Origin of the sequence: Enterobacter sp. ZOR0014 (genome assembly GCF_000798855.1) — a bacterium.
Lineage (GTDB): Bacteria > Pseudomonadota > Gammaproteobacteria > Enterobacterales > Enterobacteriaceae > Enterobacter > Enterobacter kobei.
The window spans coordinates 1-15,429 of record NZ_JTLF01000370.1 but is presented as its reverse complement, the minus strand read 5'-3'; the positions used below and the strand labels follow the sequence as shown (position 1 = coordinate 15,429).

Genomic DNA, 15,429 nt, shown 5'->3' with positions numbered 1-15,429 from the left:
GAACATGCCCGCCATATAGAGCCCGACAGGGCCGGCAGTGCAGAGCACCAGATCCACCCAGTCCAGCGCTTTGTCAGAGGCCAGCAGCGGATCGCTCTCACCGGTGAGCGCTTCGGCCTCTTCTTCGTTCATCGCCAGAATTGAGACGTGCTCTTTCAGGAACGCCTGCCACCACTCGGGGTTATCGGCAATCACGAATTTGGTGCCCAGCGTGAGAACCACCGGCACGTCGTACTTTTTCGCGTACTCGATCGCTTTCATGGTCGCTTCCGGCATCGGCTCGCCGGGCTTACAGCGCACCAGGTAGGAGGTCAGCACCAGCGCCGAAGCACCTGCGATTACCTCTTCCGGAATACTCTCGGCGCGCAGCTTGTTCATATGACCCGGGCTGATGGCAAAAGTCCGTTCGCCAGATTCGCCTATCAGCGTAAAGCAGCGGCCAATCGGCCCGTTAACGCCCTGAAGATAGTTCAGATCGGTACGGCTGGAGGTGTTGCACAAATAGCGGTAGGCATAACCACCGATTTCAATGTTACTGCACATCACGCCGAGCAGTACCGAGCGGTCATCGGCCAGCACGGAGTAGTTGTGCATAGTGTTACCGATGGTCCCCCCGGCAAACTGATGGGTAATGAGATTTTCACGCACCAGCTCCTGGTACAGCGCTTCGGCAACGTCGTCTTCGATCACCAGTGAGTGACCGGCGCTCAGACCATAACGGGCGACAAACGCATCATCCACTTTCGCTTCAATGTCCACCAGCGTCTGGTCGATACCAACGACCCAGGCGGCGCTGGTTTCATTTTCAGGCTGGATTTGCTGCAGGAGCGGATCGCGCGCATCAACGGGAAAGTAGTGTTTGGATTTACGTTTACCGGGAAATTTCATGGTCTGAACTGTATGAAGAATATGGGCCGGGAATGGTAGCACAAACCCGGCCTGGAGTGCGATCAGCGGCTGTTCGTCACCAGCGAGACCATCATGTCGATATGTTCAGGCGAGTCGTTAAGCGCCGGAATGTACTCGTACTTTTCGCCGCCAGCCTCAAGGAAAAATTCCCGGTTTTGCACCGCGATCTCCTCCAGGGTTTCCAGGCAGTCCGCCGAGAAGCCTGGCGACATCACCTGAATGTGCTTAACCCCCTTCTCGCCAAGCATTTTGAGGGTTTCATCGGTATACGGTGTCAGCCACGGCTCGCGACCGAAGCGCGACTGGAAGGTCATCATCACTTTTTCCGGCGGCAGGCCGAGGGCGGAAACCAGCTCACGGGTGGTATCGCGGCAGCGTTGCGGATAATCATCCCCTTCGTTGGCGAAACGCTGTGGGATCCCATGATAGGAGAGCAGCAGCAGATCCGGCTCGCCGTGCTTTTCAAACGATGCGCGCGCGCTGTTGGCAAGCGCCTTGATGTAGAGATCGTTATCGGCGTAATCGCGAATAAAGGTCACGCCAGGAATGCGGCGACGGGTCGCCAGAATGCGCGCCAGCTCGTCCCAGACGGCGGCCACCGTCGAGCAGGAGTATTGCGGGTAGAGCGCCAGCACCACGATATGGTCTACACCCTGCGCCAGCAGTGATTCCACCGCGCTTTCCAGGGACGGTTTTCCGTAGCTCATGCCGAGCGCGACGGGCATATCCGGCAGGCGGGCGGCCAGCGCTTTTTCCTGGCGACGACTGTAAACCATCAGCGGCGAGCCCTCCTCCATCCAGACGGACTGATAGAGTTTGGCGACGCGCGGAGAACGAATCGGCAGAATCACGCCACGCAGCAGCGGCCACCACAGCAGTCTCGGGAAATCCACAACGCGCGTGTCGCTTAAAAATTGTCGCAGGTAGCGTTTTACCGCGTCTGATGTAGGTGCTTCTGGAGTGCCCAGATTGGCAAGCAGGATGCCGGTTTTCGCCTGACTCATTCACGCCTCTTAACCATTTGATAGGTTGTCAATTGTAGCGGAAATGCGTTTAAACGAAACCCATTGCTGTAATAGGTAAGGTGAGAATATTTCTCACCCGGGGACCCGGGTGAGAGGCGCGCGATTAGCCGAGGATTTTTTCCAGCTCTGCACGTACGTCAGCCACGGCTTTGGTGCCGTCGACTTTGGCGTATTTGGTGTTACCCGCCTGCGCTTCTTTGGTGTAGTAGCCGATCAGCGGCGCGGTCATCTGATGGTATTCCACCAGGCGTTTACGCACGGTCTCTTCCTGATCGTCTTTACGGGTGGTCAGCTCTTCGCCGGTCACGTCGTCTTTACCTTCAACCTTAGGCGGGTTGAATTTGATGTGGTAAACGCGGCCAGAAGCAGCGTGTACGCGACGGCCAACGATACGGTCAACGATCAGCTCGTCCGGTACGTCGAACTCGAGAACGTAGTCCACGTTGATGCCCGCTTCTTTCATGGCATCAGCCTGAGGAATGGTGCGTGGGAAGCCGTCCAGCAGGAAACCGTTACGGCAATCTTCCTGAGCAATGCGCTCTTTGACCAGCGCAATAACCAGCTCGTCGGTTACCAGCTTGCCTGCGTCCATGATGTCTTTCGCTTGTTTACCCAGCTCGGAGCCAGATTTTACAGCGGCGCGCAGCATGTCACCGGTGGAGATTTGCGGAATACCGTATTTCTCCATGATGAACTGAGCCTGAGTTCCTTTACCCGCGCCCGGAGCGCCAAGCAGAATAATACGCATTGCGAAAATCCCCTCAAATGTCGTTTCAATTTTTCAAAAGCGCTAAACAATACCACCAGAACGGACATCGCTCAAGGAAGGCGGGAAGGCTGAAACGGTTAACGGGGGGAGATAATTTGGGTGAGTGCAGTCTGGGGCCCTCACCCCGGCCCTCTCCCACGGGGAGAGGGAGAAGACCAGGGGAGGCGTGGTCAGTTACGCCAGAAGCAGCGCATTCACACGTTTAATGAACAGGTTAGGGTCTTCCAGCGTGCCGCGCTCGGCCAGCAGGGACTGATCCAGCAGCAGCTCAACCCACTCGGCAAAGCGTGCTTCGTCCTGGGTATCCGCCGCGCGTTTCACCAGCGGATGATCCGGATTAAGCTCAAAGATATATTTCACTTCCGGCACCGCCTGGCCCGCCGCAGCGAACAGCTTCGCCATCTGAGTGCTCATTTCGTCGGCATCGGTCGTGACAATGGCCGGGGTATCGGTCAGACGGTGAGTGAAACGTACCTCTTTCACACGGTCACCCAGCAGGGTTTTCACGCGCTCAACGAACGGCTCCAGCGCCTTCTCGGCTTCTTTCGCGCTTTCATCTACCTCATCCGCCAGCTTGTCGATGGACTCATCGGCTTTTGCAACCGACTGGAACGCTTTACCGTCGAACTCGGTCAGGTAGTTCATCATCCACTCGTCGATGCGGTCAGACAGCAGCAGCACTTCGATGCCTTTCTTGCGCAACAGCTCCAGGTGCGGGCTGCTCTTCGCCGCCGCGTAGCTGTCGGCGGTGATGTAGTAGATCTTCTCCTGCCCTTCTTTCATGCGGGAGACATACTCTTCCAGCGACACGGTCTGCGCGGAGGAGTCGGTGTGCGTGGAGGCGAAGCGCAGCAGCTTAGCAATGGTTTCAACGTTTGCGGTGTCTTCTGCCGGGCCTTCCTTCAGCACCAGGCCAAACTGTTTCCAGAAGGTCTGGTATTTTTCCGCATCGTCTTTCGCCAGTTTTTCCAGCATCTGTAGCGCACGTTTGGTCAGGGCGTTGCGCAAGTTACGGGTGACGGTGCTGTCCTGCAGGATCTCGCGGGAGACGTTGAGCGGCAGATCGTTAGAATCGATCAGGCCGCGCACGAAGCGCAGGTAGTTCGGCATGAACTGCTCGGCGTCGTCCATGATGAAGACGCGCTGCACGTACAGCTTCAGGCCGTGCTTGTGATCGCGGTTCCACATATCCCATGGGGCCTGCGCCGGGATGTACAGCAGGCTGGTGTACTCCTGCTTCCCTTCCACGCGGTTGTGGCTCCAGGTCAGCGGGTCGGTAAAGTCGTGGGCGATGTGCTTGTAGAACTCGTTATATTCGTCGTCTTTAATTTCAGACTTGTTGCGCGTCCACAGCGCCTGCGCCTTGTTGATTTTCTCCCAGGAGACCACGGTTTCGCCGTCTTTCTCTTCCTGTTTTTCAATCTCAACCGGCAGAGCGATGTGATCGGAATATTTGCTGATGATGGAGCGTACGCGCCAGTCGTTCAGGAAATCATCTTCCCCTTCACGCAGGTGCAGGGTGATTTCAGTCCCGCGGTCTGCTTTGGTGATGTCGTCAACGGTGTACTCACCTTCGCCTTTGGATTCCCAGAGCACACCGTTCTCCGCGCTGTCGCCCGCCGCACGGGTACGCACGGTGACTTTGTCCGCCACGATGAACGCTGAGTAGAAGCCCACGCCGAACTGACCGATCAGCTGGCTGTCTTTCGCCTGGTCAGAGCCCATTGACTCAAGGAACGCTTTAGTGCCGGATTTGGCGATGGTGCCGAGGTGGTCGATCACCTCGTCGCGGTTCATCCCAATGCCGTTATCGGCGATGGTCAGGGTACGGTTCTCTTTATTGAAAGAGACGCGCACACGCAGCTCGCCGTCGCCTTCGTACAGATCCGGGTTAGACAGCGCGCGGAAACGCAGCTTGTCCGCCGCATCGGAGGCGTTGGAAATCAGCTCACGCAGGAAGATTTCTTTGTTGGAATACAGGGAATGGATCATCAGGTGCAGAAGCTGTTTTACTTCTGACTGGAAACCACGGGTTTCTTGTCCTTTCATCTAAGTCGACCTCAACAATGCCATTTAATGGGGTTGTAAAACGTTGAGTGAGAGATGGGGATAAGGGAGAGAAATTTCAAGCGGAGGCCGCGAACGCAGCCTCCGTTTGGTCAGAAAATAATCTTGTGACGCCCGGCCAGAGAGTGCGACAGCGTGGTGCCGTCCACCATCTCCAGCTCGCCGCCCACCGGCACGCCGTGGGCGATGCGGCTGGCGTCTACGCCGTACTGTGAGCACAGCTCGGCGATGTAGTTGGCGGTTGCTTCCCCTTCCACCGTTGGGTTGGTGGCGAGGATCACCTCTTTAATCGTTTCGGACTCAAGACGCTGTTCAAGGCGGTCAAGACCGATATCGTCCGGGCCGATACCGTCCAGCGGGGAGAGATGCCCCATCAGCACGAAATAGCGGCCGGAAAACTGCCCGGTTTGTTCGATGGCATAGATGTCCGCCGGACTCTCCACCACGCAAATCTGACCGTTCTCCTGACGACGCGGATTCGAGCAGATGTTACACACATCCTGCTCGGTAAAGGTGCGGCAATCCGCACAGTGACCAATTTCTGACATCGCGCGGGTCAGAGCCTGCGCCAGGCGCATCCCGCCGCTGCGATCGCGCTGCAAAAGCGTGAACGCCATGCGCTGCGCCGACTTCGGGCCAACGCCCGGCAGGCAGCGTAGTGCTTCCATTAACTGCGTGAGCAGCGGACTGGTTTGCATCAGAATGGCATCTTAAAGCCCGGCGGCAGCTGCATACCGCTGGAAACAGAGGCCATTTTCTCTTTCTGGGTTTCGTCGATACGGCGCGCAGCATCGTTAAACGCGGCAGCAACCAGATCTTCCAGCATCTCTTTGTCGTCTTCGAGCAGGCTTGGGTCGATTTCAACGCGACGGCAGTTATGCGCACCGTTGATGGTCACCTTGACCAGACCGGCACCGGATTCACCCGTGACTTCCATCTGAGCGATCTCTTCCTGCATCTTCTGCATTTTTTCCTGCATCTGCTGAGCCTGCTTCATCAGGCCACCCAGACCGCCTTTTCCACCAAACATAGGCTTCTCTCTTCTTTCACGTTTAAGGATTACAACCGTAAGTCAGACTCACGATCAAATGGGGCGAATACTCTCTTCATCCAGATCGGCGTCGAAGAACCGGCGCAGGGTCTGAATGTTGTTATCCGCAATAATCGCCTCGCGCGCCTGCGCGAGTTTCTCTTCATAAATGGCCTGGCGCCACTCAAGCGGCGTTTTCACTGCCGGATTATCATCTTCAATGATAGTCAATTCAACCGGCGCACCCTGTAATGTGGCGAGCGCCTCGGCCAGCGCCTTTTGCGCGCCTGGCGAATTCAGGTGTCGCTGACCAGGACGCAGGTGTAAACGCACCTGATTACCGTCCTGCTCTTTCCAGGCGTTCAGCGCAACCTGCTCGACCAGCTTCGGCAGCTGGAGTTTGCTGACCTCAGCGGCCCAGGCATCGCGGGCAATAGATTCTTCTGCGAGCTTCGCGGAAAGCTCCGGCGTTTTCTCATGCTCCAGCGCCTTTTTCAGCGCTTTCGGCGTAGCGACCTCTTCCTTTACCGTTTCGACAACGGTGGTCGCCTTCCAGCGGTATGCCTCTTCTTTCGCCGGGGCTTTCTGCTCGAGCGCGGACGGTGCCGGGCGCGACTGTACGCGCTCCGTTACCGAGGCCAGTCGTTCAAGCGCGGCGTTGTTCACCGGCCGCGCTCTTCCTGGCGCTGCCGGTTCACTCTTTTTTGGTTTGGTTACTCCCTGCGCACGCTGCAGCTGACTGCGAGCGGCAAGCACCGAACTGGTGGCATCCGACAGCGGCACGTTTTGCGGCGGCGGTGTCGGCTGCGGTGGCACCTGCTGAGGTGACATCACCGCCGTTGGGGCGACCGGGGCAAAAGACTGCCGCGGCGCTTCCGGCTCCGGCAGCGGCATGCGCGGGTGGAACGCCAGCGCGCGCAGCAGCGTCATTTCTACGCCCATCCGGGGATCCGGCGCGTACGGCAGCTCTTTACGGCCAATCAGCAGGGTTTGGTAATAAAGCTGTACATCGGCAGGCGGCACGGTGCGGGCAAGTTCACGCATCCGCTGTTCAATGGCGGCCATATCTGCGCCAATTGCCGACGGAGAAAGTTGCAGCATCGCCACGCGGTGCAGCAGGCTGAGCATCTCAACCAGCAGCGCTTCCCATTCAATCCCCCGGCCAGCAGCAGCATTGACCAGCGTCATGACGCGCTCACCGTTGGCGGCAATCATCGCTTCGATGAGTGAAAGCGCCTGATCGTCATCCAGCGTACCGAGCATGGTACTGACTGCTTCGGTAGAGAGCTTACCGTCACCGCTGGCAATTGCCTGGTCGGTCAGGCTTAACGCATCACGCAGGCTGCCGTCCGCTGCACGCGCCAGCAGTTGCAGGGCGCGCGGCTCATGGACGATCTTCTCTTCATCGAGAATGTGTTCGAGCTGGGCGCGGATCTGTTCTACGTCCAGGGCCTTCAGGTGGAACTGCAGGCAGCGGGACAGAATGGTGACCGGCAGCTTTTGCGGATCGGTCGTCGCCAGCAGGAATTTCACGTGCGCGGGCGGCTCTTCCAGCGTTTTCAGCAGGGCGTTAAAGCTGTGACGCGACAGCATGTGCACTTCATCGATCAGGTAGACCTTGAAGCGACCGCGCGCTGGGGCGTACTGTACGTTGTCCAGCAGATCGCGGGTATCTTCCACTTTCGTGCGCGAGGCGGCGTCGATCTCGATCAGATCGACAAAACGCCCCTGCTCGATCTCCCGGCAGTTATCACACACGCCGCACGGCGTGGCGGTGATCCCGGTTTCGCAGTTGAGACCTTTCGCCAGCAAACGGGCAATTGAGGTCTTACCGACGCCGCGGGTGCCGGAGAAAAGATAGGCGTGATGGATGCGACCTAGCGACAAGCCGTTCGCCAGGGCCGTCAGCACATGCTCCTGACCGACAACGTCAGCAAAGGTTTGTGGTCGCCATTTACGGGCTAACACCTGATAACTCATGGGCAGGCTCTGCAACGCTGGAAGGTGAATTTATGGAGGGGAATGCTATCACAACCTCACCCATTGAGCGAGGTTGTGAAAACCGGGATTAATGACCCGGGAATGGCACCAGGCTGTAGCTGGTAATGCCCTGTTTTTCCAGGCGCTGTTCGCCGCCGAGATCGAACAGGTTAATGATGAACGCCGCGTCGGTCACTTCACCACCCAGACGACGGATCAGCTTCACGGTCGCTTCGATGGTGCCGCCGGTCGCCAGCAGATCGTCCACCACCAGCACTTTGTCGCCAGGCTTGATCGCATCAACGTGGATTTCCAGCTGATCGGTGCCGTACTCCAGCTCGTAGCTCTCTGCGATGGTTTCACGCGGCAGTTTGCGCGGTTTACGCACCGGCACAAAACCCACGCCCATTGCCAGCGCAACCGGTGCGCCAAACAGGAAGCCACGGGCTTCGGTACCTACTACTTTGGTGATCCCGGCGTTTTTATAACGCTCGACCAGCAGTTCAATGCTGAGCGCATACGCTTTCGGGTCTTCCAGCAAGCTGGTGACATCACGGAAAAGAATGCCAGGTTTTGGATAGTCCTGGATGCTTTTGATGCTGTTTTTCAGATATTCAAGCTGCTGTGCAGTTGCGGTCATCGGTTTGTGCCTAAATGAAACAGTGTTACTCACGACGCGCAACGGAGTGGGTAAAGGTAACAATCGTTTAACCTTTAACCAGGCGCGCCTGTGCTCGAAAACGGTCGAATTTACTGGCTGTACGCAATAATTGCAACAGCCATTATGAGGCTTCAGTGCTTTTGTTGCTTTTCATCAACCACGGGGATCCGCCACATGAAGATAAGCAGGCAGGTCAGAATGATCAGCAGCAGGATCCGCACCCACATCATTTTCACCAACCATAATGAAATAGCAAAGGTAATGAGGATCACCGCAATCGCGCGCGGCTTCGCGCCGGGCGGCATGGCACGGTGTTTTTGCCAGTGGCGCAGGTAGCCACCAAACCATGAGCGATAAAGCAGCCAGTGGTGAAAACGCGGCGACGAGCGGGCGAAGCACCAGGCTGCCAGCAGGATAAACGGCGTGGTGGGCAGTAAGGGTAAAACCACACCCAGTGTACCCAGCACTACCGCGAGCCAGCCAATGATGATTAAAATAGTACGCTGCATAATGCGAATCGTTATCAAACTGAACGGCTACTTTACCACTGGAGAGCGTTTTGAAAACAGCCTTGCTTCTGGAGACGCTGCAAAAACAGTTGACCACCCTGCGAGCAGAGGCCACCCCTCTGCTGGGGCACGCCACGCTGAAGCCGCGCTTTGATCGGCAGCTTTTTCGTACCCGCAGTACGGTCATTCAGGATTACCTGGCTGAGGCGCAGACCCACCTTGACGAGCTTTGCCATGCGGTTGAAAGTGAACAGCAGGAACAGGTGGCGTGGCTTGCAGAGCATCTCACTGAGCAAATCACCGCCCTGCATCGCGAAATTGCCGCCTGGCCGCTACGCGCCTGGGACAGCGGCTCGCCTGGACTCGGCAAATGGCAGCGCAAGCGGCTGGAGAATCAGGAGTTTGAACGCCGACTGTTTGAGATGAAACGTGAGCGCGAAGTGCGGCTGAATAACAGCGAAACGCTGGAAGAACAGCAATTATTGATGCGCGAGATTAGCGCCCTGGAAGGCCGCATTGTGCGCTGCCGTCAGGCGCTGGATGAGATTGAACGCGTCATTGAACGTTTGACCCGCTAACAGGAGCCACACCCATGTCACTGGAAAATGCACCCGATGAGGTCAAGCTGGCCGTCGATTTAATTATGCTGCTGGAGAATCATGATATTCCCGCCGAAACGGTGCTGAAAGCGCTGGAGATTGTGCAGCGGGATTTCGAAGGAAAGGTGAAGGCCAGTAGCCCTCACCCTAACCCTCTCCCACAGGGAGAGGGAAAATAGATTAAGCCGGAGTGGGATCGTCACCTTTAATGTCGCGCTTCACTTCCGTATGCTCATCACCTTTTTCGTTACGCAGGTGAACTTCAAGCTGGTTGAAGGCGATATTAATATCGTTTTCACGGCACAGACGATCGATAGACCGGTTAAGCTCATCTACCGTGTAGCTACGGTCACGCAGTTCACGCACGTATAAACGCAGTTCATGATCCAGCGTGCTTGGCCCGAAGGTGGTGAAGAACACCGCCGGAGCCGGATCGTGCATCACTTTCGGATGTTCTGAGGCTGCTTTCAGCAGCACCTCTTTCACCTTCTCCAGATCCGATCCATAAGCTACGCCCAGGCGGATCACCACGCGCGTCACCGTATCAGACAGCGACCAGTTGATCAGACGCTCGGTCACGAACGCCTTGTTCGGGATGATCACCTCTTTGCGATCGAAATCGGTAATCGTGGTGGCACGAATGCGGATCTTGCTGACCGTACCGGAGAACGTCCCGATGGTGACGGTATCGCCAATTCGCACCGGACGTTCGAACAGGATGATCAGACCGGAGACAAAGTTACCGAAGATCTCCTGCAGGCCAAAACCCAAACCTACCGAGAGGGCGGCCGCCAACCACTGGAGTTTATCCCACGAGACGCCCAGCGAGCCGAATACCGTCATCGCCCCGACAATAATGATGACGTAGTTCAGGATCGTAGTGATAGCGTACGACGCCCCCTGACGCAGGTTCAGCCGCGAGAGGACCAGCACTTCCAGCAGACCCGGCAGGTTGCGAATCAGCGCCCAGGCTACCACCGACGACACCAGCGCAAACAGCAGGCTGCCCATGGTGACGCTTTTCATCACCGCAGCGCCAGCTTCGGTGCCGTTGTACTGCCAGAGGGTGATGCTGTCGAGGTAGGCGAAAACGGTAATTAAATCAGACCAGATAGCCCAGAACATCACCGCAAACAGCGCGATCATCACCAGCATAGTGATACGCAGCGTCTGCTGGTTGACCTGCTCCAGCGCGATGGTCGGTTCTTCCTGTGGCTCCGCACCTTCGGCGCCCTCTTTCACCTGATGCTGACGACGCGCGATGGCACGACGGTAAGCAATACGGCGAGCCGCGACGCTTAACCCGCGCAGTACGGTTTGATAGAGCAGATTCCAGACGATCACCAGATAGACCGTTTCGATCCAGCGCCCGGACAGACGCAGCGTGGTATAGAAGTAGCCCGTCGCCGTGAGCACCATCAGCGCCAGCGGAATGATCGCCAGTACTGTCACGGTGGCCAGACGAATATTGTGGGACTCTTTATCACGCCAGCTATCGCGGCACATCGGCCACATGAGGATGGCAATCAGCAGCAGGTTCAGCATAATGACCAACTGACCCAGCACATCATCCATCAGATGCAGCGGAGACAGTTCAGAAACAACTGACCAGAAGTGAAGCGGCAGAAGCGCCAGGCTGACACGTACAATCTGTCGACGCCAGTGGCTGGTCAGTTGGGCAGGCATGTTGAAATGACGGACCGCAACGCCGTCTTTTTCCAGGACCTTCCAGCACAGGCCAAACACCAGCCAGAACAGCGCCAGTTTTTTGCTGAATGCCCACAGCAGATCGCTGACGTTAAGCTGCATGGTGAGCAGAATCAGGCCTACCGCCAGAATAATCAGGCACACCGGCAGGGCGCGAATAAGGTCGATCAGAATCGCTTTTGGCGTATGGAGCTGGCTGTCGTTGCGCAGTTGCCCCACTTCCGAGGCCAGCTTCGCCTGGTACTGTTTAAGCCATTTCAAACGCCAGCGAATCAGACCGGCAATCAGCAGCAGGGGTAATCCCGCCAGGAAAGCAATCATTACCGCAGGCCAGGCTTTCTCCCAGTTCACGGTGATTTTCATGCTCTTAATCTGCGTTTTCAGCTGTTCAGGGAAGGACTTCACCCAGTCCCAGTCCATCGGCTTGTTGCTGTTCACCCAGAAAATTTGCTGCGTCAAAATCTCCTGCAGGCTTTTGGAAACGCTGACCAGCTGCTGCTGGTTGATCTGCAGGTTGATGGCCATCATCAGCTGGTTGCCCAGCTGTTTGTTGAGCTGATCCAATAGCTCACGGCGCATATCGACGACCTGGAGCAGCGCGTCATGCACTTCCGGGTTCACGTCGCTGGAATGACCCTCTTCAATTTTGGCGACGAAGTTATCGCTCTGGAAAAGGGCATCACGCTGCTGATTCACGTCAAATTGTTCCAGACGCAAATCCGCAATGCGGTTAGTCATGTCTTCCAGCTCGTCGGCGGACGGCAGCGTCTGCTGCTGCTGGTAGAGAATACGCGACAGCAGGAGGCTACCTTTCAGGACCGCGATCTGTTCTTTGATGTTGCGTTCCGCCTGCAGCGCCCGATCCAGCCAGTTTTTCACTTTAATGTTTTGCTGAACCAGCGAGTTGCCGTTTTCCGTCGCCAGAATCAGACGCTGACTCAGCTGATGGTTAGCCTCAAGCTCCTGTTTCACCAGCGGGTTGGCCTGAATACGGGCCGTTTCATCCGGCGATACCGCTTCCTGGGCCGTTTTTTCCGTCAGGGTCAGACGCTTACTGTTTACCGCTTCCTGCAGCAGCTGAAGCTGGTGTTCCAGACGATTAATATTCGCCGTGACGTAATCACGCTGTTTCTGGAGCGTGTCCTGCAGCACCGTATTCCCTTCCAGGCTTTTACGCTGCTGTTCAATTTGCGCATTGAGTAATGACTGCTGAACCAGCAGCAGAGTTTGCTGCGTTGGGCGAAGCGTCCCTTCCCCCACCGTCGTACCGTTCAGGCGGTTGCGGATCTGCTGCAGCTGCTGAGACGCGGTATACATCGCATTTTGCACGCGCTCGGGCTGGGTTTGCAGAGAGACGAGCTGACTGTTGTAGGTCGCGAGGTCGGACTGCGCGGTTTGCAGATCGTCGAGCAATTGGGCAACGCGCGACTCCAGCTGACGCAAAGAAAGCGTGGCGAGCGTCTTACGCGTTTCGTCGTCGTTATCGACGTCACTCAGCGCATTCAGCGCTTCCGTGGCTTTGCGCATGTTCTCAGGCGCCTGCGCCACCTTCTGACGAAGCTGGGTGGTTTCTGCTTTAACGCGCTCAATTTTATCAATGTTTTCCAGCGTCTCTGTCAGATCCTGCTGGGTGAGTTTCTCCTGCGGAGAGAGCTCTTTTTGTTTGTTCAGGGTGTCGAGTTGCGACTGAACATCACTGCGTGAGGGGATATCCGTACTGTTATCTGCGCGGGCCCACGAAAGCGGTCCGGTGGAGAAGAAAAACAGCATAGCAAAGAGCAATGCAAAAACAGGATGTTGCGAGCGATTGATGGGCAGCATAGTTGTGAATGATGTCAGCAGATGACCGATAATAGTCCGGCGTGAAGAATATCACGCTCGCCTGAAGCAGAATAGCGTGAACGTTATCCTCTAAGATAAATCCTGGAATGGCTCAGGCGGGTAACGAAGGGGAATCGCTGCGCAGCGTCGGGCAGAGCTGTAGCATTTCCAGTAAAATCGCCACGTAACTGCGGGCTTCCTCTTTGAGGTCAAAGGATTGCGGCGCAAACAGCCAGTTTTCCATCAACCCTGAAATGTAGCTGCGCATCAGAATAGCCGCCCGGCGGGTCAACAGGTTGGCCGGGAGCAGTTTTGCCTGCATACACAGATTCAGGTTCTGCTCAATACGGTCATAGCTCTCCAGGCTGAGACTACGCTGCGCCTGCTGCACTACTGCCATCTCCCCCACGAACTCGCATTTATGAAAAATAATTTCCATCATTAATCTGCGACGTTCTTCAACTACCGTAGCTTCAAGGATATATACTAATATCTCTCTTAATACTGAGAGTGGATCGTCAGGGAATTTTGCCCGATACTCACTCTCAAGATCGCTAATGCTGGACTCTGAAAGCTCCCAGATTTCACTGAACAGATCTGACTTATCTTTAAAATGCCAGTAAATCGCACCCCGAGTCACGCCAGCAGCCTGAGCAATTTGTGCCAACGAGGTTGATGAAACACCCTGCTGAGAGAACAAACGTATTGCCACATCAAGGATATGTTGTCGGGTTTCCAGCGCTTGTTGTTTAGTTTTTCGTGCCATAGGTGAGTGAATTTACAGGAGTCAGATTTACATACATTTGTGAATGTATGTACCATAGCATGACGATAATATAAACGCAGCAATGGGTTTTTGGACTCAGGACCATTGATCAATTTGAAATCGGACACTCGAGGTTTACATATGAACAAAAACAGAGGGTTAACGCCTCTGGCGGTCGTTCTGATGCTCTCAGGCAGCTTAGCGCTAACAGGATGTGACGACAAACCAGCTCAACAAGGAGCTCAGCAGGCGCCAGAAGTCGGCGTAGTGACACTCAAATCTGAACCTCTGCAGATCACCACCGAATTACCTGGCCGTACCAATGCCTATCGCATTGCGGAAGTTCGCCCTCAGGTGAGTGGCATTATCCTGAAACGTAACTTTACCGAAGGCGGTGATGTGAAAGCCGGTGAGTCTCTGTATCAGATTGATCCCGCGACCTATCAGGCCTCTTATGAAAGCGCCAAAGGCGACCTGGCAAAAGCGCAAGCCGCCGCCAAAATCGCCCAGCTGACGCTGAACCGTTATCAAAAACTGCTCGGTACGAAGTACATCAGTCAACAGGATTATGATACCGCTCTGGCCGATGCCCAGCAGGCTAACGCCGCCGTGGTGGCCGCCAAAGCGGCCGTCGAAACCGCACGTATTAATCTGGCCTATACCAAAGTGACCTCCCCTATCAGCGGTCGTATTGGTAAATCTTCCGTCACGGAAGGGGCGCTGGTACAGAACGGACAAACCACTGCGCTGGCTACCGTGCAGCAGCTTGATCCGATCTACGTTGACGTGACCCAGTCCAGCAATGATTTCCTGCGCCTGAAACAGGAGCTGGCTAACGGCACCCTGAAACAGGAAAACGGCAAAGCCAAAGTGGAGCTGGTGACTAACGACGGTATCAAGTTCCCGCAGGAAGGGACTCTGGAGTTCTCCGATGTGACGGTCGACCAGACTACCGGTTCCATCACCTTACGGGCGATTTTCCCGAACCCTGACAAAAATCTGCTGCCAGGTATGTTCGTTCGCGCGCGTCTGGAAGAAGGCACCAATCCAACCGCACTTCTGGTTCCACAGCAGGGTGTGACCCGTACGCCACGTGGCGATGCGAGCGCGCTGGTTGTCGGGGCGGATGACAAAGTCGAAATGCGCAACATTACCGCCACTCAGGCGATTGGCGATAAATGGCTGGTGACGGAAGGTCTGAAAGATGGCGATCGCGTGATTGTTACTGGTTTGCAAAAAGTTCGTCCTGGTGCGCAGGTCAAAGCACAGGAAGTGAAATCTGACGATAAACAATCTGCTTCGGCCGCTGACCAGTCAGAACAAACCAAGTCTTAACTTAAACAGGAGCCGTTAAGACATGCCTAATTTCTTTATCGATCGCCCCATATTTGCGTGGGTGATCGCCATTATCATCATGTTGGCCGGGGGACTTGCGATCCTGAAGCTGCCTGTCGCGCAATATCCAACGATTGCGCCACCGGCGGTGACAATTTCCGCAACCTACCCGGGCGCTGATGCGAAAACGGTGCAGGACACCGTCACCCAGGTTATCGAACAGAACATGAACGGTATCGATAACCTGATGT

The 15,429-nt window shown here is 55.9% G+C and carries 15 protein-coding genes and 1 other annotated feature; of the genes, 4 read left to right on the top strand and 11 right to left on the bottom strand.

The genetic code is table 11. The annotated features are described in order from the left end of the window. From L977_RS21190 to L977_RS21150, 9 genes are all read right to left on the bottom strand, one after another. Window positions 1–888 (bottom strand): inosine/guanosine kinase (locus tag L977_RS21190; RefSeq protein WP_047626879.1); only part of this gene is annotated, 888 nt, incomplete at its 3' end. Window positions 889–950: 62 nt separating this feature from the next. Next, entirely contained in the window at window positions 951–1,913 is a 963-nt protein-coding gene (gene hemH / locus L977_RS21185; RefSeq protein WP_014882814.1) for a ferrochelatase, read from the bottom strand. 124 nt (window positions 1,914–2,037) lie between these two features. After that, window positions 2,038–2,682 (bottom strand): adenylate kinase, encoded by a 645-nt coding sequence (gene adk, locus L977_RS21180; RefSeq protein WP_006809841.1) that lies wholly within the window; start codon window positions 2,680–2,682, stop codon window positions 2,038–2,040. Between the two features lie 195 nt (window positions 2,683–2,877). Then, entirely contained in the window at window positions 2,878–4,752 is a 1,875-nt protein-coding gene (gene htpG / locus L977_RS21175; protein WP_023332254.1) for a molecular chaperone HtpG, read from the bottom strand. A gap of 110 nt (window positions 4,753–4,862) precedes the next feature. Continuing rightward, on the bottom strand, window positions 4,863–5,468 hold the full coding sequence (gene recR, locus L977_RS21170) for a recombination mediator RecR (protein WP_014882812.1): 606 nt from the start codon (window positions 5,466–5,468) through the stop codon (window positions 4,863–4,865). Next, window positions 5,468–5,800 carry a YbaB/EbfC family nucleoid-associated protein gene (locus L977_RS21165; RefSeq protein WP_014882811.1) on the bottom strand — a complete coding sequence of 111 codons (333 nt, stop codon included), beginning with the start codon at window positions 5,798–5,800 and terminating at the stop codon, window positions 5,468–5,470. The genes recR and L977_RS21165 overlap by 1 nt, the downstream gene beginning before the upstream one ends. Before the next feature lie 54 nt (window positions 5,801–5,854). Next, on the bottom strand, window positions 5,855–7,780 hold the full coding sequence (dnaX, locus tag L977_RS21160; protein ID WP_014882810.1) for a DNA polymerase III subunit gamma/tau: 1,926 nt from the start codon (window positions 7,778–7,780) through the stop codon (window positions 5,855–5,857). After that, window positions 6,461–6,525, bottom strand: a sequence feature (DnaX frameshifting element). It overlaps the preceding gene by 65 nt. A gap of 88 nt (window positions 7,781–7,868) precedes the next feature. Continuing rightward, window positions 7,869–8,420, bottom strand: a complete 552-nt coding sequence (gene apt, locus L977_RS21155) for an adenine phosphoribosyltransferase (RefSeq protein ID WP_000127359.1) — start codon at window positions 8,418–8,420, stop codon at window positions 7,869–7,871. Window positions 8,421–8,572: 152 nt separating this feature from the next. Continuing rightward, window positions 8,573–8,950, bottom strand: coding sequence for a DUF454 family protein (locus L977_RS21150; RefSeq protein ID WP_023332251.1), 378 nt, complete (start codon window positions 8,948–8,950; stop codon window positions 8,573–8,575). A gap of 50 nt (window positions 8,951–9,000) precedes the next feature. On the opposite strand from L977_RS21150, the gene priC reads away from it, so the two are divergent. Together priC and rsmS are read left to right on the top strand one after the other, a co-directional pair. Continuing rightward, a complete protein-coding gene (gene priC / locus L977_RS21145) occupies window positions 9,001–9,528 on the top strand; it encodes a primosomal replication protein N'' (protein WP_014882808.1) in 528 nt (175 codons plus the stop codon). 14 nt (window positions 9,529–9,542) lie between these two features. After that, window positions 9,543–9,728: a pleiotropic regulatory protein RsmS gene (gene rsmS, locus L977_RS21140; RefSeq protein ID WP_023336826.1), complete on the top strand. Its 186-nt coding sequence runs from the start codon at window positions 9,543–9,545 to the stop codon at window positions 9,726–9,728. 1 nt (window position 9,729) lies between these two features. On the opposite strand, the gene mscK is transcribed toward rsmS, so the two are convergent. After that, on the bottom strand, window positions 9,730–13,077 hold the full coding sequence (gene mscK / locus L977_RS21135) for a mechanosensitive channel MscK (RefSeq protein ID WP_032637303.1): 3,348 nt from the start codon (window positions 13,075–13,077) through the stop codon (window positions 9,730–9,732). 112 nt (window positions 13,078–13,189) lie between these two features. Beyond that, the gene (acrR, locus tag L977_RS21130; protein WP_047626878.1) at window positions 13,190–13,843 is read right to left on the bottom strand and encodes a multidrug efflux transporter transcriptional repressor AcrR; all 654 of its coding nucleotides are present in this window, start codon (window positions 13,841–13,843) and stop codon (window positions 13,190–13,192) included. A gap of 141 nt (window positions 13,844–13,984) precedes the next feature. On the opposite strand from acrR, the gene acrA reads away from it, so the two are divergent. Both acrA and L977_RS21120 read left to right on the top strand, forming a co-directional pair. Then, a complete protein-coding gene (gene acrA / locus L977_RS21125) occupies window positions 13,985–15,178 on the top strand; it encodes a multidrug efflux RND transporter periplasmic adaptor subunit AcrA (RefSeq protein WP_014882804.1) in 1,194 nt (397 codons plus the stop codon). A 22-nt stretch (window positions 15,179–15,200) separates the two neighbouring features. After that, window positions 15,201–15,429, top strand: a 229-nt coding sequence (locus L977_RS21120; RefSeq protein ID WP_047626877.1) for an efflux RND transporter permease subunit, incomplete at its 3' end; no start/stop codon positions are given.